Origin of the sequence: Streptomyces sp. ISL-11, from assembly GCF_018614525.1 — a bacterium.
In the GTDB taxonomy this organism is placed as follows: domain Bacteria; phylum Actinomycetota; class Actinomycetes; order Streptomycetales; family Streptomycetaceae; genus Streptomyces.
In genome coordinates, this window is sequence record NZ_JAGGOL010000052.1 from 45,916 (window position 1) to 59,768 (window position 13,853).

Here is a 13,853-nt window from a genome sequence, read left to right on the forward strand (position 1 = left end):
CCGCCCGTCCCGCGCGCCCCAGCAGCGAAGGAGTGCCGATGACCAGCCCGACCGACCGCCTGGTGAGTCTGCTCGATCTGGAGCGGATCGACCTGAACATCTTCCGGGGCCGCAGCCCGGACGAGTCGCTCCAGCGCGTCTTCGGCGGGCAGGTGGCCGGACAGGCGCTCGTCGCGGCCGGGCGGACCACCGACGGTGACCGCCCGGTCCACTCGCTGCACGCGTACTTCCTGCGCCCCGGCCGGCCGGGGGTGCCCATCGTGTACCAGGTGGAGCGGGTGCGGGACGGCCGGTCCTTCACCACACGGCGTGTGGTGGCCGTCCAGGAGGGACGCACCATCTTCAACCTCACCGCCTCCTTCCATGAGAGCGAACCGGGTTTCGAGCACCAGGTGGCCATGCCCGAGGTGCCGGCCCCCGAGGACCTGCCGCGGCTCGCCGACGAGATCCGCGACCGTCTCGGCCAGCTGCCGAGCGCGCTCCGGCACATGGAGCGCCGGCTGGCGTTCGACATCCGGTACGTGGACCGGCTGCGCTGGACCGCGCGGGAGCTGGCCGACACGGAGCCGCGCAGCGCGGTGTGGATGCGCGCGCTGGGGCCGCTCGGTGACGACCCTCTGGTGCACACCTGTGCCCTCACCTACGCCAGCGACATGACGCTCCTCGACGCGGTGCGCATCCCGGTCGAGCCGCTGTGGGGTCCGCGCGGCTTCGACATGGCCTCCTTGGACCACGCGATGTGGTTCCACCGGCCGTTCCACGCCGACGAGTGGTTCCTCTACCAGCAGGAGTCACCCATCGCCACGGGAGCCCGCGGCCTGGCCCGTGGCCAGATCTTCGACCGCGAGGGCCGCCTGCTGGTGTCCGTGATGCAGGAAGGGCTTTTCCGGAAGGTGCCCTGACCTTCGGCAGGCCCTCACTTCCCGCGCCGCAGCCGCCTCCACCACACCCGCAGCCCGCCGGGCTCCGGCCCCGGCCGGACCTCGTGTGCCGGCTGAACCTCCTGTACCGGCCCGCCTTCCCCCACCGTCCCTCCTCCGGCCGGTCGCCTCCGCGGCCGAGGTGCGGGCCGGTCCTCGCGCGCGCTCACCAGTGCGGCGGCGAGCCGGCGGCGATGGCAGGTGATCTCGTCCGGATCCGCGGCCAGGACCACGCGGTCGACCACCTCGCGGGCGGCGGGGGCGTCCGAGCGCAAGGGAACGAGCTCCGGACGCAGTGTCCTCACATACTCACGCTCATACGGATCCGGGACGGCGTCGGCCAGTTGCTCGGGGCCGAGGAAGGCGGCCGTGACCGCCGCCCGCTCCCAGGGGTCCTCCGCCGAGGCCAGAAACCGGTCGAGCCGGCGGTCTCGCCAGCGCCGCGCACGCCGGTCCTCGCGTCCCTCCAGCGCATCGCGCAGACCGGGCGGTGTACGGCCGGTGAGCAGACCCGGGTTGGCCTCGGCGAACTCCACGAGCTCGGCGGCCAGATAGTGCCAGACCACGGCGCGGTAGCGGTTGACGTAGAACCTCGCGGGGGCGAAACAGCCGGCCCTGGCGAGGCGCACGAACCGGGCCGGGCTGATGCCCATCAGCTCGGCGCCCTCGGCCGTGCCCACTGCCCAGACCTGTGAGCGCAGGGTGCCGGGGAACCCGCCACCGGCGGTGTGCCGGTCGATCTCCTCGCGCGTGACGCGCCGTCGGCCGCCCGGTCCATGGGCGACGGTCCGTACGAGCCCCAGCTGGACGGCCAGTTCGAACTCGCGCGGCTTGAGCTCCAGCTCCCGCGCCGCCCTCGTGAACGGCACCGCGTCCACCGCCGAGCCCCGTTCCTGACATTGCCGTACCGCCATGACACCCTCCCCGCCACGCCTTCATCACTGACAGTGACGACGATAGCGACAAGGCGCTCCGGCGCGTCCAGCCTGTGGATAACTTCGGTGAGACGGCCAGGATGATGTGGTCAAGGGGAGACGGCCGCGCCTCAGCGCCGGCCTCCAGGGCTCCGGTCCGTACCGTCCTGCTGCCGCGTCCCCAGGCTCAGATGCTCCCCGACACGGTTGACCAACAGCGTCATCTCATAGGCGATGTGGCCGATATCGGCCCCCGCTCCCCCGAGGACGCACAGGCAGCTTCCGTCCCCCGCCGCCGTCACGAACAGCACGCCTTCGTCGTACTCGACCATCGTCTGCCGGACGTCGCCCGCCCCGAACTGGCGCCCGGTGCCCTTCGCGAGGCTGTGCAATCCGGAAGCGACCGCCGCCAAGTGGTCGGCGTCCTCCCTTTCCAGGCTCGTGCTCGCGCCGGTCACCAGTCCGTCGTTGGACAGGACCAGCGCGTGGCGTATGTTCTCGACGCGCTCGGTCAGGTCGTCCAGCATCCAGTCGAGTTCCTTGCTGAGTGCCATGTCCCGCCTCCCCGTTCCGCCAATCCCCGTGACGTGCCGTGCCAGCCTTGCTCACGCACGCGCCGTCGGCAACCCGCTCGTGCCGTCAGCACGCGTCTGTGCGCCAGTTGGCACAGGATGGGGACATGGCATGGAAAACGAACAGGGAAGAGCAGCACGTGAGGGAGTTCTTCACGGCGCGGGCGGACGGCTGGGACGCCCAGTTCCCCGATGACGGCCCCGCCTACGACGCGGCCGTCGCCGAGCTCGGCCCGCGCCCCGGCGACGTGGTGCTGGACGCGGGATGCGGTACGGGCCGGGCCCTGCCGGCGCTGCGCGAGGCGGTCGGCCCCCAGGGGCTCGTCGTCGGCGTGGACCTCACACCCGCGATGCTGCGGGCGGCCGTGCGCGCCGGGCGGAACCGCGACGGGCGGCTCCTCCTGGCGGATGTCACCCGGCTGCCGCTGCGTGACGGCTCGGTCGACGCCGTCTTCGCGGCCGGCCTCGTCTCGCATCTCACCGACGCGGAGTCGGGCTTGCGCGAGCTGGCGCGAATCGTGCGCCCCGGTGGCCGGCTCGCGCTGTTCCATCCCATCGGCCGGGCCGCGCTCGCCGCCCGCCACGGCCGCCGGCCGACACCCGACGACGAGCGCGCCGAGCCGAACCTCCGGCCCCTGCTCGCCCGCGGCGGATGGCGGCTCGTCTCGTACACCGACGAGGACAGCCGCTACCTCGCCCTCGCGATCCGCACCGGTGGCCGGCCGGACCCGGAGCGAACCGACCGGAGCCGGCCACGGTGAGCGGTCGCGTGCGCAACCGGCCCGGCCGCCGGGGCCGCTCGGCTCACTCCGCGAGAGGTGAGCCGGAAGTTCCGTGCGGCACGGGACAGACGCCCGCCCGCCTCCCGGACGGGGCATCGGGGAAGGTGCCGAGGTCGGCGAGGACGTATCCGTTCGGGTACCCCTTGATCTCGGGGTTCTGCCGCGCGTAATGCGGGGTGCGCCGGGGCGGGAGCAGACGCACGGCCTTGGCCCTGGCCCGCAGGGCGCCGCGCACCAGGGCGCGCGTGGCGGGGTGCGGAGGCTCGTAACGGAAGGCGTGCAGCAGCGAGTCGTCCAGCAGGGCCATGCTCGCGCCGCGCACGAGCGGCGCGAGGGGGCGCGGGTACCAGGACGCCATCACGTCGAGGGTGGCGTCCGAGACGCGGCGTCCGCCCTCGTCCCAGCCGAAGTGGGCGGCTTCGTACTCGTCGAGGCAGCGCTCGAAGTCGGCATATGAGCCCGGGAGGTCCTGGATGCCCATGTGCCGGCCGAGGGTGCGGTAATAGGTGGCCGTCGCGTGCCGCTCGTGCCCGGACAGCCGGCGCCAGCCGTAGGAGTCGAGCCACCGGCAGGGTATGACGACGAAGGTGCACAGGACGTAGCGCATGTCGTCGTTGCTGATGTCGTAACGGCGGTGCATCTGGTTGATCCGGCGGATGGCGGTACGGCCGTCCTCACTGTCGAATCCGTGCTCGACCACCGCGTCGAGCAGCAGCGCGGTGTCGTCGTAGCGCTTCTGCCCGCGGACGGTGAACTCTCCGGTCCCGCCGAGCAGACGGCCGATGCTGGGCACGGCGTACGTCCGGTAAAGCGCCAGTTCCAAGGCCCGGGTCCAGTCCCAGGGGAATTCCAGGGTCGCCGTGATCCGGTAGATCCTCAGGAAATCCCTCTCGGGATCCAGTCGCTGGATCTCCTTCAGCCAGTCATAGCGCTTCACTCGGCGGTCACCCCTTCGTTCGTCGGAGGTTCAACTCTACGGGTGGCGGGCACACTTGAACGCCGCAGGGCATTCCGCTCACGGGGCAGGTGATCCACGTGTTCGACAGGCTCCGCAAACGCTTCGGCGAGGTCTGGCACCCACCGGTTCCGCCGCCGCCCTCGGGCCGGCAACGGAACCTCTTCGAGGCCGCGGCCACCTATGTGGCCGCGTGCGCCGAGGACGACTACGACCGGAGCGCGGAGGCGGCCCGCTGGGTCTCGCCGGAGGCTCTGTGCTTCGGCGTGAACGAGCTCGCCTGCCGCGCGGTCATCGCGCTCGCCCGCGAGCAGGACGAGACGCCGCAGCACGTGGCGCGGTCCCTGCTCGGCCTTCCCCGGTCCTGACGGCCGCGCCGCCGCGGCCGTCACCCATGGGCCTCACACGCGGTCGAGCGGCAGGTGCGGTCCGGCCGGCAGTTCCACGCGTACGGGGTCCCCGGGCCGGACCTCGCCGCCCGTCAGGACCACGCTCATGATCCCGCCCTTGCGGACGAGGGTGCCGTCCTCGTCGCGCCGGACGACCTGCTTGAGCAGCCCCTGCCGGAATCCGTCGATCTGGAGGCAGGGGTTGCGCAGCCCGGTCACCTCCACCACGGCCCGGCCCCCGAGGTGCAGCCGCGTACCCCGGGGCAGGCCGAGCAGGTCGATTCCGCTGGTGGTGACGTTCTCCCCCAGATCACCCGGGCCGACCGTGAACCCCGCCGACCTCACTTCGGCGAACAATTCCTCGTGGATCAGGTGCACCTGACGGAGGTTCGGCTGCGTGGGGTCCTGCGCCACCCGTGAGCGGTGCCGCACCGTCACCCCGAGATGCGCGTCCCCTTCCACCCCGAGCCCCGCCAGCAGCGTGATGCTCTCGCGCACCGGCTTGCTGAACGTGTGCTCGCCACCGCGGCACACGGCCTTCACCGTCCCCGTCATCGAGGGTCCCCCTTCCGTCTCCCGGGCATTCCCCGGCAGTACGACACCGCCGACCTTAACCGCCGGCACCGACCGTCGCGCCGTCGCTCTCCACTCGGCCACTGTTTCCGAACCCGTCACCTTCAAGACGTGTACATGTCATTCACCCCGCCCTACGCTGCCACCGAACCCCCCATCGCCTCCCCACGCCCCGCCGACTCCGCTCGCGCGCTCTCCCTCACCCCGTACGGAGGACCCCGTGGCCGCCGCCGCCCGCCCACCCCGCACCTCCCGCCGTCTCCGCCGCCGGCATCTCGGCGCCCTGACCACGGCCTTCGGACTCGCCGCCGTCTCCCTGGGCCTGTGGGCCTCGGACTCCTCCGCCGCGGCGGCCGTGCCCACGCCCGACCACGTCGTGGTCGTCGTCTTCGAGAACCACGCCTACAGCCAGGTCATGGGCAGTTCCAGCGCCCCGTACATCAACTCCCTGGCCGCGGGCGGCGCCGGCCTGACCGCCTCGTACGCCGAGACCCACCCCAGCCAGCCGAACTACTACGCCTTGTTCTCGGGGAACACCCAGGGCGTGACCGACGACAGCTGCGTCACCCCGGGCTTCAGCGGCGCGCCGAATCTCGCCTCCGAAATCATGGCCGTGGGCAAAACCTGGGCCAGCTACAACGAGTCCCTGCCCGCCGAGGGCTCCACCACCTGCAAGAGCGGCACGTACGCCCAGAAGCACAACCCGTGGTTCGGCTTCGCCAACGTGCCCACCGGTACGGCGCACACGATGAGCGGTTTCCCCAGCGACTACGGCAAACTGCCGACGGTCTCCTTCGTCGTGCCGAATCTGTGCAGCGACATGCACGACTGTTCCGTCCGCACCGGTGACACCTGGCTCAAGGACAAGCTCCAGGGCTACGCCGACTGGGCCAAGACCCACAACAGCCTGCTCCTCATCACCTTCGACGAGGACAACCGGCTGAGCGGCAACCGCATCCCGACGGTCCTGTACGGGCAGCCCGTCAAGGCCGGTGCCACTTCCGGCAGCACCTACAACCACTACGACGTCCTGCGCACCATCGAGGACATGTACGGCACCACACACGCCGGAAACGCCGCGAACGCCAAGGACATCACCGGCATCTGGACCAGCTGACCGTGTACCTCGCGGACGGCCGCACCGCCCCGGACCACTCCGACACCGCCGGCCGGCCACCCCTCCCCGGCCGGCGGGCCGCCACCGTGCCCGCGGCCGTGTTCGCCCTGGGCACCGTGAGCCTGATCACCGACGTCTCCTCGGAGATGGTCACCGCCGTCCTGCCGCTCTACCTCGTCGCCGAACTGGGGCTCTCCCCCCTCGGTTTCGGCCTCCTGGACGGCGTCCACAACGGTGTCAGCGCGCTCGTCCGGCTCGTCGGAGGCAGGCTCGCCGATCGCGGCGGCGGCCACAAGTCCGTGGCACTGGCCGGCTACGGACTGTCCGCCCTGTGCAAGCCGCTGCTCCTCGTCTCGCACGGCGTGCCACTGATCGGCGCGGTGCTCGCCGCCGACCGCACCGGCAAGGGCCTGCGCACGGCGCCGCGGGACGCCATGATCTCGCTGGCCTGCGAACCCGGCGCACGAGGGCGGGCGTTCGGCGTGCACCGGGCGATGGACACCGCAGGCGCGCTGCTCGGCCCGCTCCTCGCCTTCGTGATCCTCAGGGCCGCCGCCGGCGGCTACGACGCCGTCTTCGTCGCCAGCGGCTGCGTGGCCGCACTGGGCGTACTCGTACTGATGCTGTTCGTGCCGGGGCACACCTCGGGGGCGCCGCGCCCGGCGCGTCCGGCGGAGCGGGCGCCCCTGAGGTCCGTACTGCGCCGGCCCGACGTCCGCCGGCTGACCAGCTGCGCGATGCTGCTGGGGCTGACCACGGTCAGCGACTCGTTCCTCTACCTCACGCTCCAGCGGCGGCTGGACCTGTCGGAGGCGTGGTTCCCGCTGCTGCCGCTGGGGACCGCCACGGCGTTCCTCGTGCTGGCCGTGCCCCTGGGGGCGGTGGCGGACCGGGTGGGCCGGCGCCGGCTCTTCCTGTGCGGGCATCTCGCCCTGCTGGCGGCGTACGGCCTGCTGGTCGCCCCGCTCGGCACCTCTCCCGCTCTGTGCTGCCTCGTCCTCGCGCTGCACGGGAGCTTCTACGCGGCCACCGACGGAGTGCTGGCCGCCGCGACGGCCGACGCCGTGCCGAAGGCGGTGCGCGGCACCGGCCTGGCCGTGGTGCAGACCGGCCAGGCCGGTGCCCGCTTCCTCTGCTCGATCGCGTTCGGGGCCGCGTGGACCGCCTGGGGCGACCGGACGGCGCTGGGCACTGCCGCCGCCGGCCTCGCCGTCTCGGCCGCCCTGAGCGCACTGCTGCTGCGTCCCCCTCCCACCGGCGACACCCATGCGCCGACGTCCCACCGGAGCCCGTCCGTTGAACGGTAAGAGCCGCATCCTGATCCTCCTCGCCGCGGTCCTCCTCCTGGGCGGTGTCGCCGTGGGCGCCACCTTGCACGCCTCCGAACGCGCCACCGAGAAGGATCACGCCCGGGCCGGAGGGCCGTCGGTGCGGTCCGGCGAGGTCACCCTGGACGCCCCGGGGACCGGCGTCTTCCGGAACATGGCCTGGGGCCCGCACCGCGACGAGATCGTCTCGGTGGGGGCCGCGGACCCCACGGGCCCGCGCACCGCCTCGGGCGTCCGCTGCCTGCGCTTCCACACGGCCGGCGGAACCGGCGTCTGTCTGCAGTCGGTGCGCGGCAAACTGCGCGACAGCTACCGCGCCGTGGTGCTCGACAGCCGCCTGCGCGAGCTGCGACGCTACGACCTGGCGGGCGTGCCCACCCGCGCCCGCGTCTCCCCCAGCGGCCGGACCGTGGCCTGGACGGTCTTCGTCAGCGGCGACTCGTACGCGGGGACGGCCTTCTCGACGCGTACGTCGGTGCTCGACCTGCGGACCGGACGGCTGGACCGCAGCCTGGAGGACTACCGCCTCTTCGTGGACGGCCGCCTCCACCGGGCGACCGATGTCAACGTCTGGGGTGTCACCTTCGCCGACGACACCCGCTTCTACGCCACGGTCGCCACCGGCGGGAGGACCCACCTGGTGCGCGGTGACCGCGCCGAGCGGACGCTGCGGAGCGTGCACGGCAATGTGGAGTGCCCCTCGCTCTCCCCCGACGGAACGCGCGTCGCCTACAAGAAGCGCGTCCAGGGCGCGTCGTCCGACGCGCCCTGGAGGCTGTACGTCCTGGACCTGCGCACCCTGCGCGAGACCGCGACGGCCGAACGACGGAACGTCGACGACCAGGCGGTCTGGCGGGACGAAGGGACGCTGGTCTACTCCCTGCCCGGCGACTACGGCTCCGATCTGTGGACGGTGCCGGCGGACGGCTCCGGCAGTCCCCGGGTGATGCTCCGGGCCGCCTTGGCGCCCGCCTTCACCGGCCGGTCGCCCGGCTAGCGGCGCAGTTCCTTCCGGGACACCCGGCGCAGCCTCTTGCGCTGCGAGGAGTCCAGCAGCAGATACGCGCCGGCCGGCACACCGATCATCACCAGCAGCGCCGCCCAGAAGGGCAGCAGCCACAGAAGGATCACTCCCACCGCCACGCCACCGACGGCGACCTTGGCCCTGTTGCTCATGTCCGTGCCTCCTTCGCGACTACTGCCGCTCTGTCCTGGAGAACGCCCGGCGTCCTCCCACGGTTCCTCATCCGGTCCGCAGCGGGGCGCCCACCGCGTGCATATGGCTCAGCGCCTGCCGGTAGGAGTCGACGAGTCCGGTCTCGGTGTACGGCAGTCCCGCCGCGCGGCAGTGCTCGCGGACGAGAGGCCGGGCGAGCCGCAGGTGGGGGCGCGGCATGCTGGGGAAGAGGTGGTGCTCGATCTGGTAGTTCAGACCGCCCAGGAACCAGTCGGTCAGCGGGCCGCCGCGCACGTTGCGCGAGGTGAGCACCTGGCGCCGCAGGTGTCCCCAGCGGTCGCCGTCCGGGTCCGGCATCTCCATGCCCTTGTGGTTGGGGGCGAAGACCATGCCGAGGTGCAGGCCGAAGAGGGCGTGCTGGACGAGGGCGAAGACGACCGCCTTGCCCGGCGACATCGACGACAACAGGAGGGTCGCGTAGCCCACCACGTGGAGGAGCAGAAGGGGCGCCTCGACCCGCCGTTCCCGCGCTTCCTGCCTTTTGAGGTCGCGCACGCTCGAAACCTTCAGGTTGATGCCTTCGAGCAGCAGCATCGGGAAGAAGAGCCGGGCCTGGTTGCGGGTGAGCCAGCGCGTGAAGCCCTGCCGCTGCGCCGCCTGTCGCTGGGTCCATACGAGGGCGCCGACGCCGACGTCCGGGTCCTTGTCGACGTGGTTGGGGTTGGCGTGGTGGCGGTTGTGCTTGTCGTTCCACCAGGCGTGGCTCATGCCCACCAGCAGGTCCGCGTGGAGGAGGCCCAGCAGGCGGTTGGCCCGCCGGGTCGCGGCCACCTGGGCGTGGCCGCTGTCGTGACCGACGAAGCAGGCCCGCACCGAGAAGACGGAGGACGGTACGGCCAGCAGCAGCGTCCACCAGGTGTCCCCGGCGAACACGATCCCGGTCGCCGTGGCGGCCAGCGCGAGCACATGGGCGGTGGTGGTGAGGGCGTACCACCCCCGACGGCGTTCGAGGAGTCCTCGGGCCCGGACCTGGCGCAGGAGCGGGGCGAAGTCGCTGCCCGCGGTGGGCTCCGCGGGCAGGGTGGCGGTCTGGGGCATGGGATCTCCGGCGGTCGGACAGCGGGCTGACCTCACAGAACGTACGGATCCGGCCCATCGGCCGGCCATGGCGTCACCACCCGGATCCGCCGGGGGCCAGCCCCTGGCGTGGCAGGGGGGTTGAGTGCACCCCGAGCACACCCCCACCGTCGTTGTGGCGTGACTCACACCCATCGGGCGCGCTTTCGACGCCCTGCTCCTGTACCCTCGGGCGCTCGGAAGCTCCACTAGTCAAATTTGAGGAATGCGCAGCGCTGTGACACCGCCCTCTGCCGCAACACCCTCCGAGATCTCCCGTCTCGCCCGATGTTCCGCGGTCTTCCTCCCCGGGGACCCCGCGCGCACCGGGCGGATGGCCTTCTGGCGGCCGGACGAGGATCCACCCGCCGCTCCGGGTGACGTCGAGGAGCTGACCGTCGCCGTCGCCGACGGTTCCGACGTCACCACCACGATGGTACGGGCCGTCGTCCTGCCCGTACGCGAGGCCGTCCCCGTACTCACCCGCGCGCGTGCGGCGCGGGCCGACGAGGCGGCCACCTTCTGGGGCGCCGCCGCCGTGCTGGCCCTCCAGCTGGCCGCGCGCGGCCGTCTCCTGCCGGGCCTGTCCGCGACCGACCACGACGCGTGGCGCGTCGGCCCCCTCACCCCCGACGACGTGCGACGGGTGCGGGAGCTGGTGGCCGCCATGCCGCCCGCCGCACACGCCGTGCCGCTCCCGGGCACCGGTCCCCTGCTGCTGCCCGATCCGGAACGGCTCCTCCGCGCGTTCCTGGACGCCGTCGCCGACGGCCTGCCGCGCTCCCCGGCCGCGTCGCTCGCCGCCGGCGGCCCCGCCTTCGCCGCCCGCGAACCCCGGCGGCTGCCCGAACAGCGCGCCTGGGCGGACAGCGTCGCTGCCGGGCACGACGCGGGCGTACGGCTCTCCCTCCGCGTGGAGGTCCTCGGCCTCACGGAGGCCGAGGACGAGGAAGCCGGCTCCCCGCGCTTCCGTGCCGTGCTCCAGCTGCACAGCCTCAACGATCCGTCGCTCGTCGCCGACGCCGCCGAGGTGTGGTCCGGCACGACCCCCGCGGCCGCCGCACTCGGCCGCGGTGCCCGGATGAACGCACTGCTCGCGCTGCGCCGCGCCGCTCGCGCGTGGCCGGCCCTGACCCCCTTGCTGTCCGCCGCGGTCCCCGACGCCGTCGACCTCGCCGACGAGGACGTCCGGGAACTGCTCGGCGCCGCCGCCACGGCACTGGACGCCACCGGCGTCCAGGTGCACTGGCCCAGGGCCCTGGCGCGCAGGCTGACCACGCGCGCCGTCGTCGGCCCGCCGGACAACGACTGGGGAGACGCCGGCCGTCCGGGAACGCCGTCCCTGCTGTCCGCGGACGCGCTGCTCACCTTCGGGTGGCGTTTCGCGATCGGTGACGAGGAACTGACGAAGGAGGAGCTGGACCGGCTCGCCGAAGCGAGCCGTCCGGCCGTGCGCCTGCGCGACCAATGGGTGCTCGTCGACCCGGAGTCCGTGCGCCGCGCCCGCGGCCGGCGGGAGCGTGAGCTCACGCCCGTCGAGGCGCTCGGCGCCGCCCTGACGGGCCGCCTGCACACGGTGGACCCCGAGGACGGCGAGGAGGGCGTCGACGTGGAGGCCACCGGCTGGCTGGCGGCCCTGCGCGACCGCATCGCCGACCCCGGCGAGGACCAGGAGCCGCTCGTCCAGCCCACCGCCCTCGCCGCGACCCTGCGCGACTACCAGCTGCGCGGTCTCGGCTGGCTGCACCGGATGACCTCGCTCGGTCTCGGCGGCTGTCTCGCCGACGACATGGGCCTGGGCAAGACCATCACCCTCATCGCGCTCCACCTGCACCGCGGAACGCTGCCCGACGCGGCCGGCCCCACCCTGGTCGTCTGCCCCACCTCCCTGATGGGCAACTGGCAGCGCGAGATCGAACGCTTCGCCCCCGGCACACCGGTGCGCCGCTTCCACGGCTCCGCGCGGAGCCTCGAGGGCCTGGAGGACGGAGAGTTCGTCCTCACCACGTACGGCACGATGCGACTGGACGCCGGGCGACTGGCGGCCACCGGCTGGGGCATGGTCGTCGCCGACGAGGCGCAGCACGTCAAGAACCCGTACTCCGACACCGCCAAACAGCTGCGCACCATCGGCGCGAAGGCGCGCGTCGCGCTCACCGGCACGCCGGTGGAGAACAACCTCTCCGAGCTCTGGGCGATCCTCGACTGGACGACGCCCGGCCTCCTCGGTTCCCTGGGCGGCTTCCGTCGGCGCTACGCCCAGGCCGTCGAGGGCGGCACCGACCCGGCCACCGCGGCCCGACTGGCTTCCCTGGTACGCCCGTTCCTGCTGCGCCGCCGCAAGTCCGACCCCGGCATCGCCCCCGAGCTGCCGCCGAAGACCGAGACGGACCGCGCGGTCGCCCTCACCAAGGAACAGGCGGCTCTGTACGAGGCCGTCGTGCGGGAGATCCTCGCCGAGGTGGAGGGCGCGGACGGCATCGAGCGGCGCGGCCTGATCGTGAAGCTGCTCACCGGCCTGAAGCAGATCTGCAACCACCCGGCGCAGTTCCTCAAGGAGCCCGGCACGCCGAGGATCACGGGCCGCTCGGGCAAGGTCGAGCTGCTCGACGAACTGCTGGACACGATCCTCGCCGAGGGCGCGAGCGTGCTGGTCTTCACCCAGTACGTACAGATGGCGCGCCTGCTGGAACGGCATCTGGCGGCCCGTGGGGTCCCGACGCAGTTCCTGCACGGCGGCACGCCCGTGCCGCGCCGCGAGGAGATGGTCCGCCGCTTCCAGGACGGTGAGGTGCCGGTCTTCCTGCTGTCGTTGAAGGCGGCGGGCACGGGCCTGAACCTCACCCGCGCTGGTCACGTCGTGCACTTCGACCGCTGGTGGAACCCCGCCGTCGAGGCACAGGCGACCGACCGCGCCTACCGCATCGGCCAGACCCAGCCCGTACAGGTGCACCGCCTGATCACCGAGGGCACGATCGAGGACCGCATCGCGGAGATGCTCGGCCGCAAGCAGGCCCTGGCGGACGCCGTACTGGGCTCCGCGGAGGCCGCCGTGACCGAACTGACCGACGCCGAGCTGGCAGAACTCGTCGCACTGAGGGGGAACGGACGATGACCGGACACGAGGCGGCCGAACGGGCCGGACGCACCTTCCGGGCCCTGCCGCCCGATCCCGGGCGGAGCTTCGCCCGCAGCTGGTGGGGGCGGGCCTGGCTCCAGGCCCTGGAGGACACGGCCCTGGACGGAAAACAGGTGAAGGCCGGGCGCCGGTACGCGCGCGCGGGCGCGGTGGGCGCCGTGACGGTCCGGCCGGGCCGGATCACGGCGCTCGTACGCGACCACGACGGCACTCCGTACCGCTCGGACGTGGTGGTGCAGGAGCTCTCCGCCGCCGACTGGGACCGGCTGCTGGACCTGGTGGCCGACCGTGCCGGGCACTTCGCCGCGCTGCTCGACCACGACCTGCCGCCGCACCTGGCCGAGGACGCGCTCGCGGCCGGAGTGGAACTGCTGCCCGGCATCGGCGAGCTGGAGCCCGAGTGCGGCTGCGATGCCTGGGACCACTGCCCGCACACGGTGGCGCTGTGCCATCAGATGGCACGGCTGCTGGACGAGGATCCGTTCGTGCTGCTGCTGATGCGCGGACGCGGAGAGCGTGAGCTGCTGGACGAGTTGCAGGCGCGCAGCGCCTCGCACGCGCCCGAGCAGGGTGCCGACGCGCCCCCGTCCGTCCCGGCCGGCGAGGCGTTCGCGGCCCACATACCCGCGCGCGTCCTGCCCGATCCGCCCCCGGCGGTCGGCGTACCGGGCCGCCCCCCGGCGCTCGCCGGTGACATGCCTCCTCCGCCCGGGCTCGATGTCGAGGCACTGGAGTTCCTGGCCGCGGCCGCCGCCGCCCACGCCCGGCAGCTGCTCGCCGAGGCCCTCGCACCGGGCCACGAACGAGCGCCCCTGCCGGCGGAGCCGACCGTGTCGCAGGACGCGGTGCGCCTCGCCGCCGCCCTCCCGCC

Annotated in this window: 13 protein-coding genes and 1 pseudogene; 8 read left to right on the forward strand and 6 right to left on the reverse strand. The window is 73.0% G+C overall.

Annotated features, from left to right (window positions below; all coding sequences use genetic code 11):
* Window positions 1-38 precede the first annotated feature (38 nt).
* Window positions 39-902 carry an acyl-CoA thioesterase II gene (locus J7E86_RS13135; protein ID WP_215081805.1) on the forward strand — a complete coding sequence of 288 codons (864 nt, stop codon included), beginning with the start codon at window positions 39-41 and terminating at the stop codon, window positions 900-902.
* A gap of 14 nt (window positions 903-916) precedes the next feature.
* On the opposite strand, the gene J7E86_RS13140 is transcribed toward J7E86_RS13135, so the two are convergent.
* Both J7E86_RS13140 and J7E86_RS13145 read right to left on the reverse strand, forming a co-directional pair.
* Window positions 917-1,834, reverse strand: coding sequence for a DUF6397 family protein (locus J7E86_RS13140; RefSeq protein WP_215081806.1), 918 nt, complete (start codon window positions 1,832-1,834; stop codon window positions 917-919).
* A gap of 131 nt (window positions 1,835-1,965) precedes the next feature.
* A complete protein-coding gene (locus J7E86_RS13145; protein ID WP_215081807.1) occupies window positions 1,966-2,388 on the reverse strand; it encodes a roadblock/LC7 domain-containing protein in 423 nt (140 codons plus the stop codon).
* Between the two features lie 125 nt (window positions 2,389-2,513).
* On the opposite strand from J7E86_RS13145, the gene J7E86_RS13150 reads away from it, so the two are divergent.
* Entirely contained in the window at window positions 2,514-3,167 is a 654-nt protein-coding gene (locus J7E86_RS13150) for a class I SAM-dependent methyltransferase (RefSeq protein ID WP_215081808.1), read from the forward strand.
* A 43-nt stretch (window positions 3,168-3,210) separates the two neighbouring features.
* Here the strand turns inward: J7E86_RS13150 and J7E86_RS13155 are convergent, their stop codons facing one another.
* Entirely contained in the window at window positions 3,211-4,125 is a 915-nt protein-coding gene (locus J7E86_RS13155; RefSeq protein WP_215081810.1) for an oxygenase MpaB family protein, read from the reverse strand.
* 98 nt (window positions 4,126-4,223) lie between these two features.
* On the opposite strand from J7E86_RS13155, the gene J7E86_RS13160 reads away from it, so the two are divergent.
* Window positions 4,224-4,511 carry a hypothetical protein gene (locus J7E86_RS13160; RefSeq protein WP_308312579.1) on the forward strand — a complete coding sequence of 96 codons (288 nt, stop codon included), beginning with the start codon at window positions 4,224-4,226 and terminating at the stop codon, window positions 4,509-4,511.
* A 33-nt stretch (window positions 4,512-4,544) separates the two neighbouring features.
* On the opposite strand, the gene J7E86_RS13165 is transcribed toward J7E86_RS13160, so the two are convergent.
* A complete protein-coding gene (locus J7E86_RS13165) occupies window positions 4,545-5,087 on the reverse strand; it encodes an MOSC domain-containing protein (protein WP_215081812.1) in 543 nt (180 codons plus the stop codon).
* A gap of 238 nt (window positions 5,088-5,325) precedes the next feature.
* On the opposite strand from J7E86_RS13165, the gene J7E86_RS13170 reads away from it, so the two are divergent.
* The 3 genes from J7E86_RS13170 to J7E86_RS13180 are packed head-to-tail and all read left to right on the forward strand — an operon-like array spanning window position 5,326 to window position 8,547.
* Entirely contained in the window at window positions 5,326-6,222 is an 897-nt protein-coding gene (locus J7E86_RS13170) for an alkaline phosphatase family protein (protein ID WP_374223795.1), read from the forward strand.
* 2 nt (window positions 6,223-6,224) lie between these two features.
* The gene (locus tag J7E86_RS13175; protein WP_215081814.1) at window positions 6,225-7,529 is read left to right on the forward strand and encodes an MFS transporter; all 1,305 of its coding nucleotides are present in this window, start codon (window positions 6,225-6,227) and stop codon (window positions 7,527-7,529) included.
* Window positions 7,519-8,547 carry a PD40 domain-containing protein gene (locus tag J7E86_RS13180; protein ID WP_215081816.1) on the forward strand — a complete coding sequence of 343 codons (1,029 nt, stop codon included), beginning with the start codon at window positions 7,519-7,521 and terminating at the stop codon, window positions 8,545-8,547. Before J7E86_RS13175 ends, J7E86_RS13180 begins: the two co-directional genes overlap by 11 nt.
* Here the strand turns inward: J7E86_RS13180 and J7E86_RS13185 are convergent.
* Both J7E86_RS13185 and J7E86_RS13190 read right to left on the reverse strand, forming a co-directional pair.
* On the reverse strand, window positions 8,544-8,726 hold the full coding sequence (locus tag J7E86_RS13185; RefSeq protein WP_215081817.1) for a hypothetical protein: 183 nt from the start codon (window positions 8,724-8,726) through the stop codon (window positions 8,544-8,546). The genes J7E86_RS13180 and J7E86_RS13185 overlap by 4 nt on opposite strands.
* 67 nt (window positions 8,727-8,793) lie before the next feature.
* Window positions 8,794-9,825, reverse strand: coding sequence for an acyl-CoA desaturase (locus J7E86_RS13190; protein ID WP_215081819.1), 1,032 nt, complete (start codon window positions 9,823-9,825; stop codon window positions 8,794-8,796).
* Between the two features lie 244 nt (window positions 9,826-10,069).
* Between J7E86_RS13190 and J7E86_RS13195 the strand changes: the two genes are divergently transcribed.
* Both J7E86_RS13195 and J7E86_RS13200 read left to right on the forward strand, forming a co-directional pair.
* Window positions 10,070-12,958: a DEAD/DEAH box helicase gene (locus J7E86_RS13195; protein WP_215081820.1), complete on the forward strand. Its 2,889-nt coding sequence runs from the start codon at window positions 10,070-10,072 to the stop codon at window positions 12,956-12,958.
* Window positions 12,955-13,853: pseudogene (locus tag J7E86_RS13200) on the forward strand (SWF or SNF family helicase); the annotation flags it as partial. The gene J7E86_RS13195 and the pseudogene J7E86_RS13200, both read left to right, overlap by 4 nt.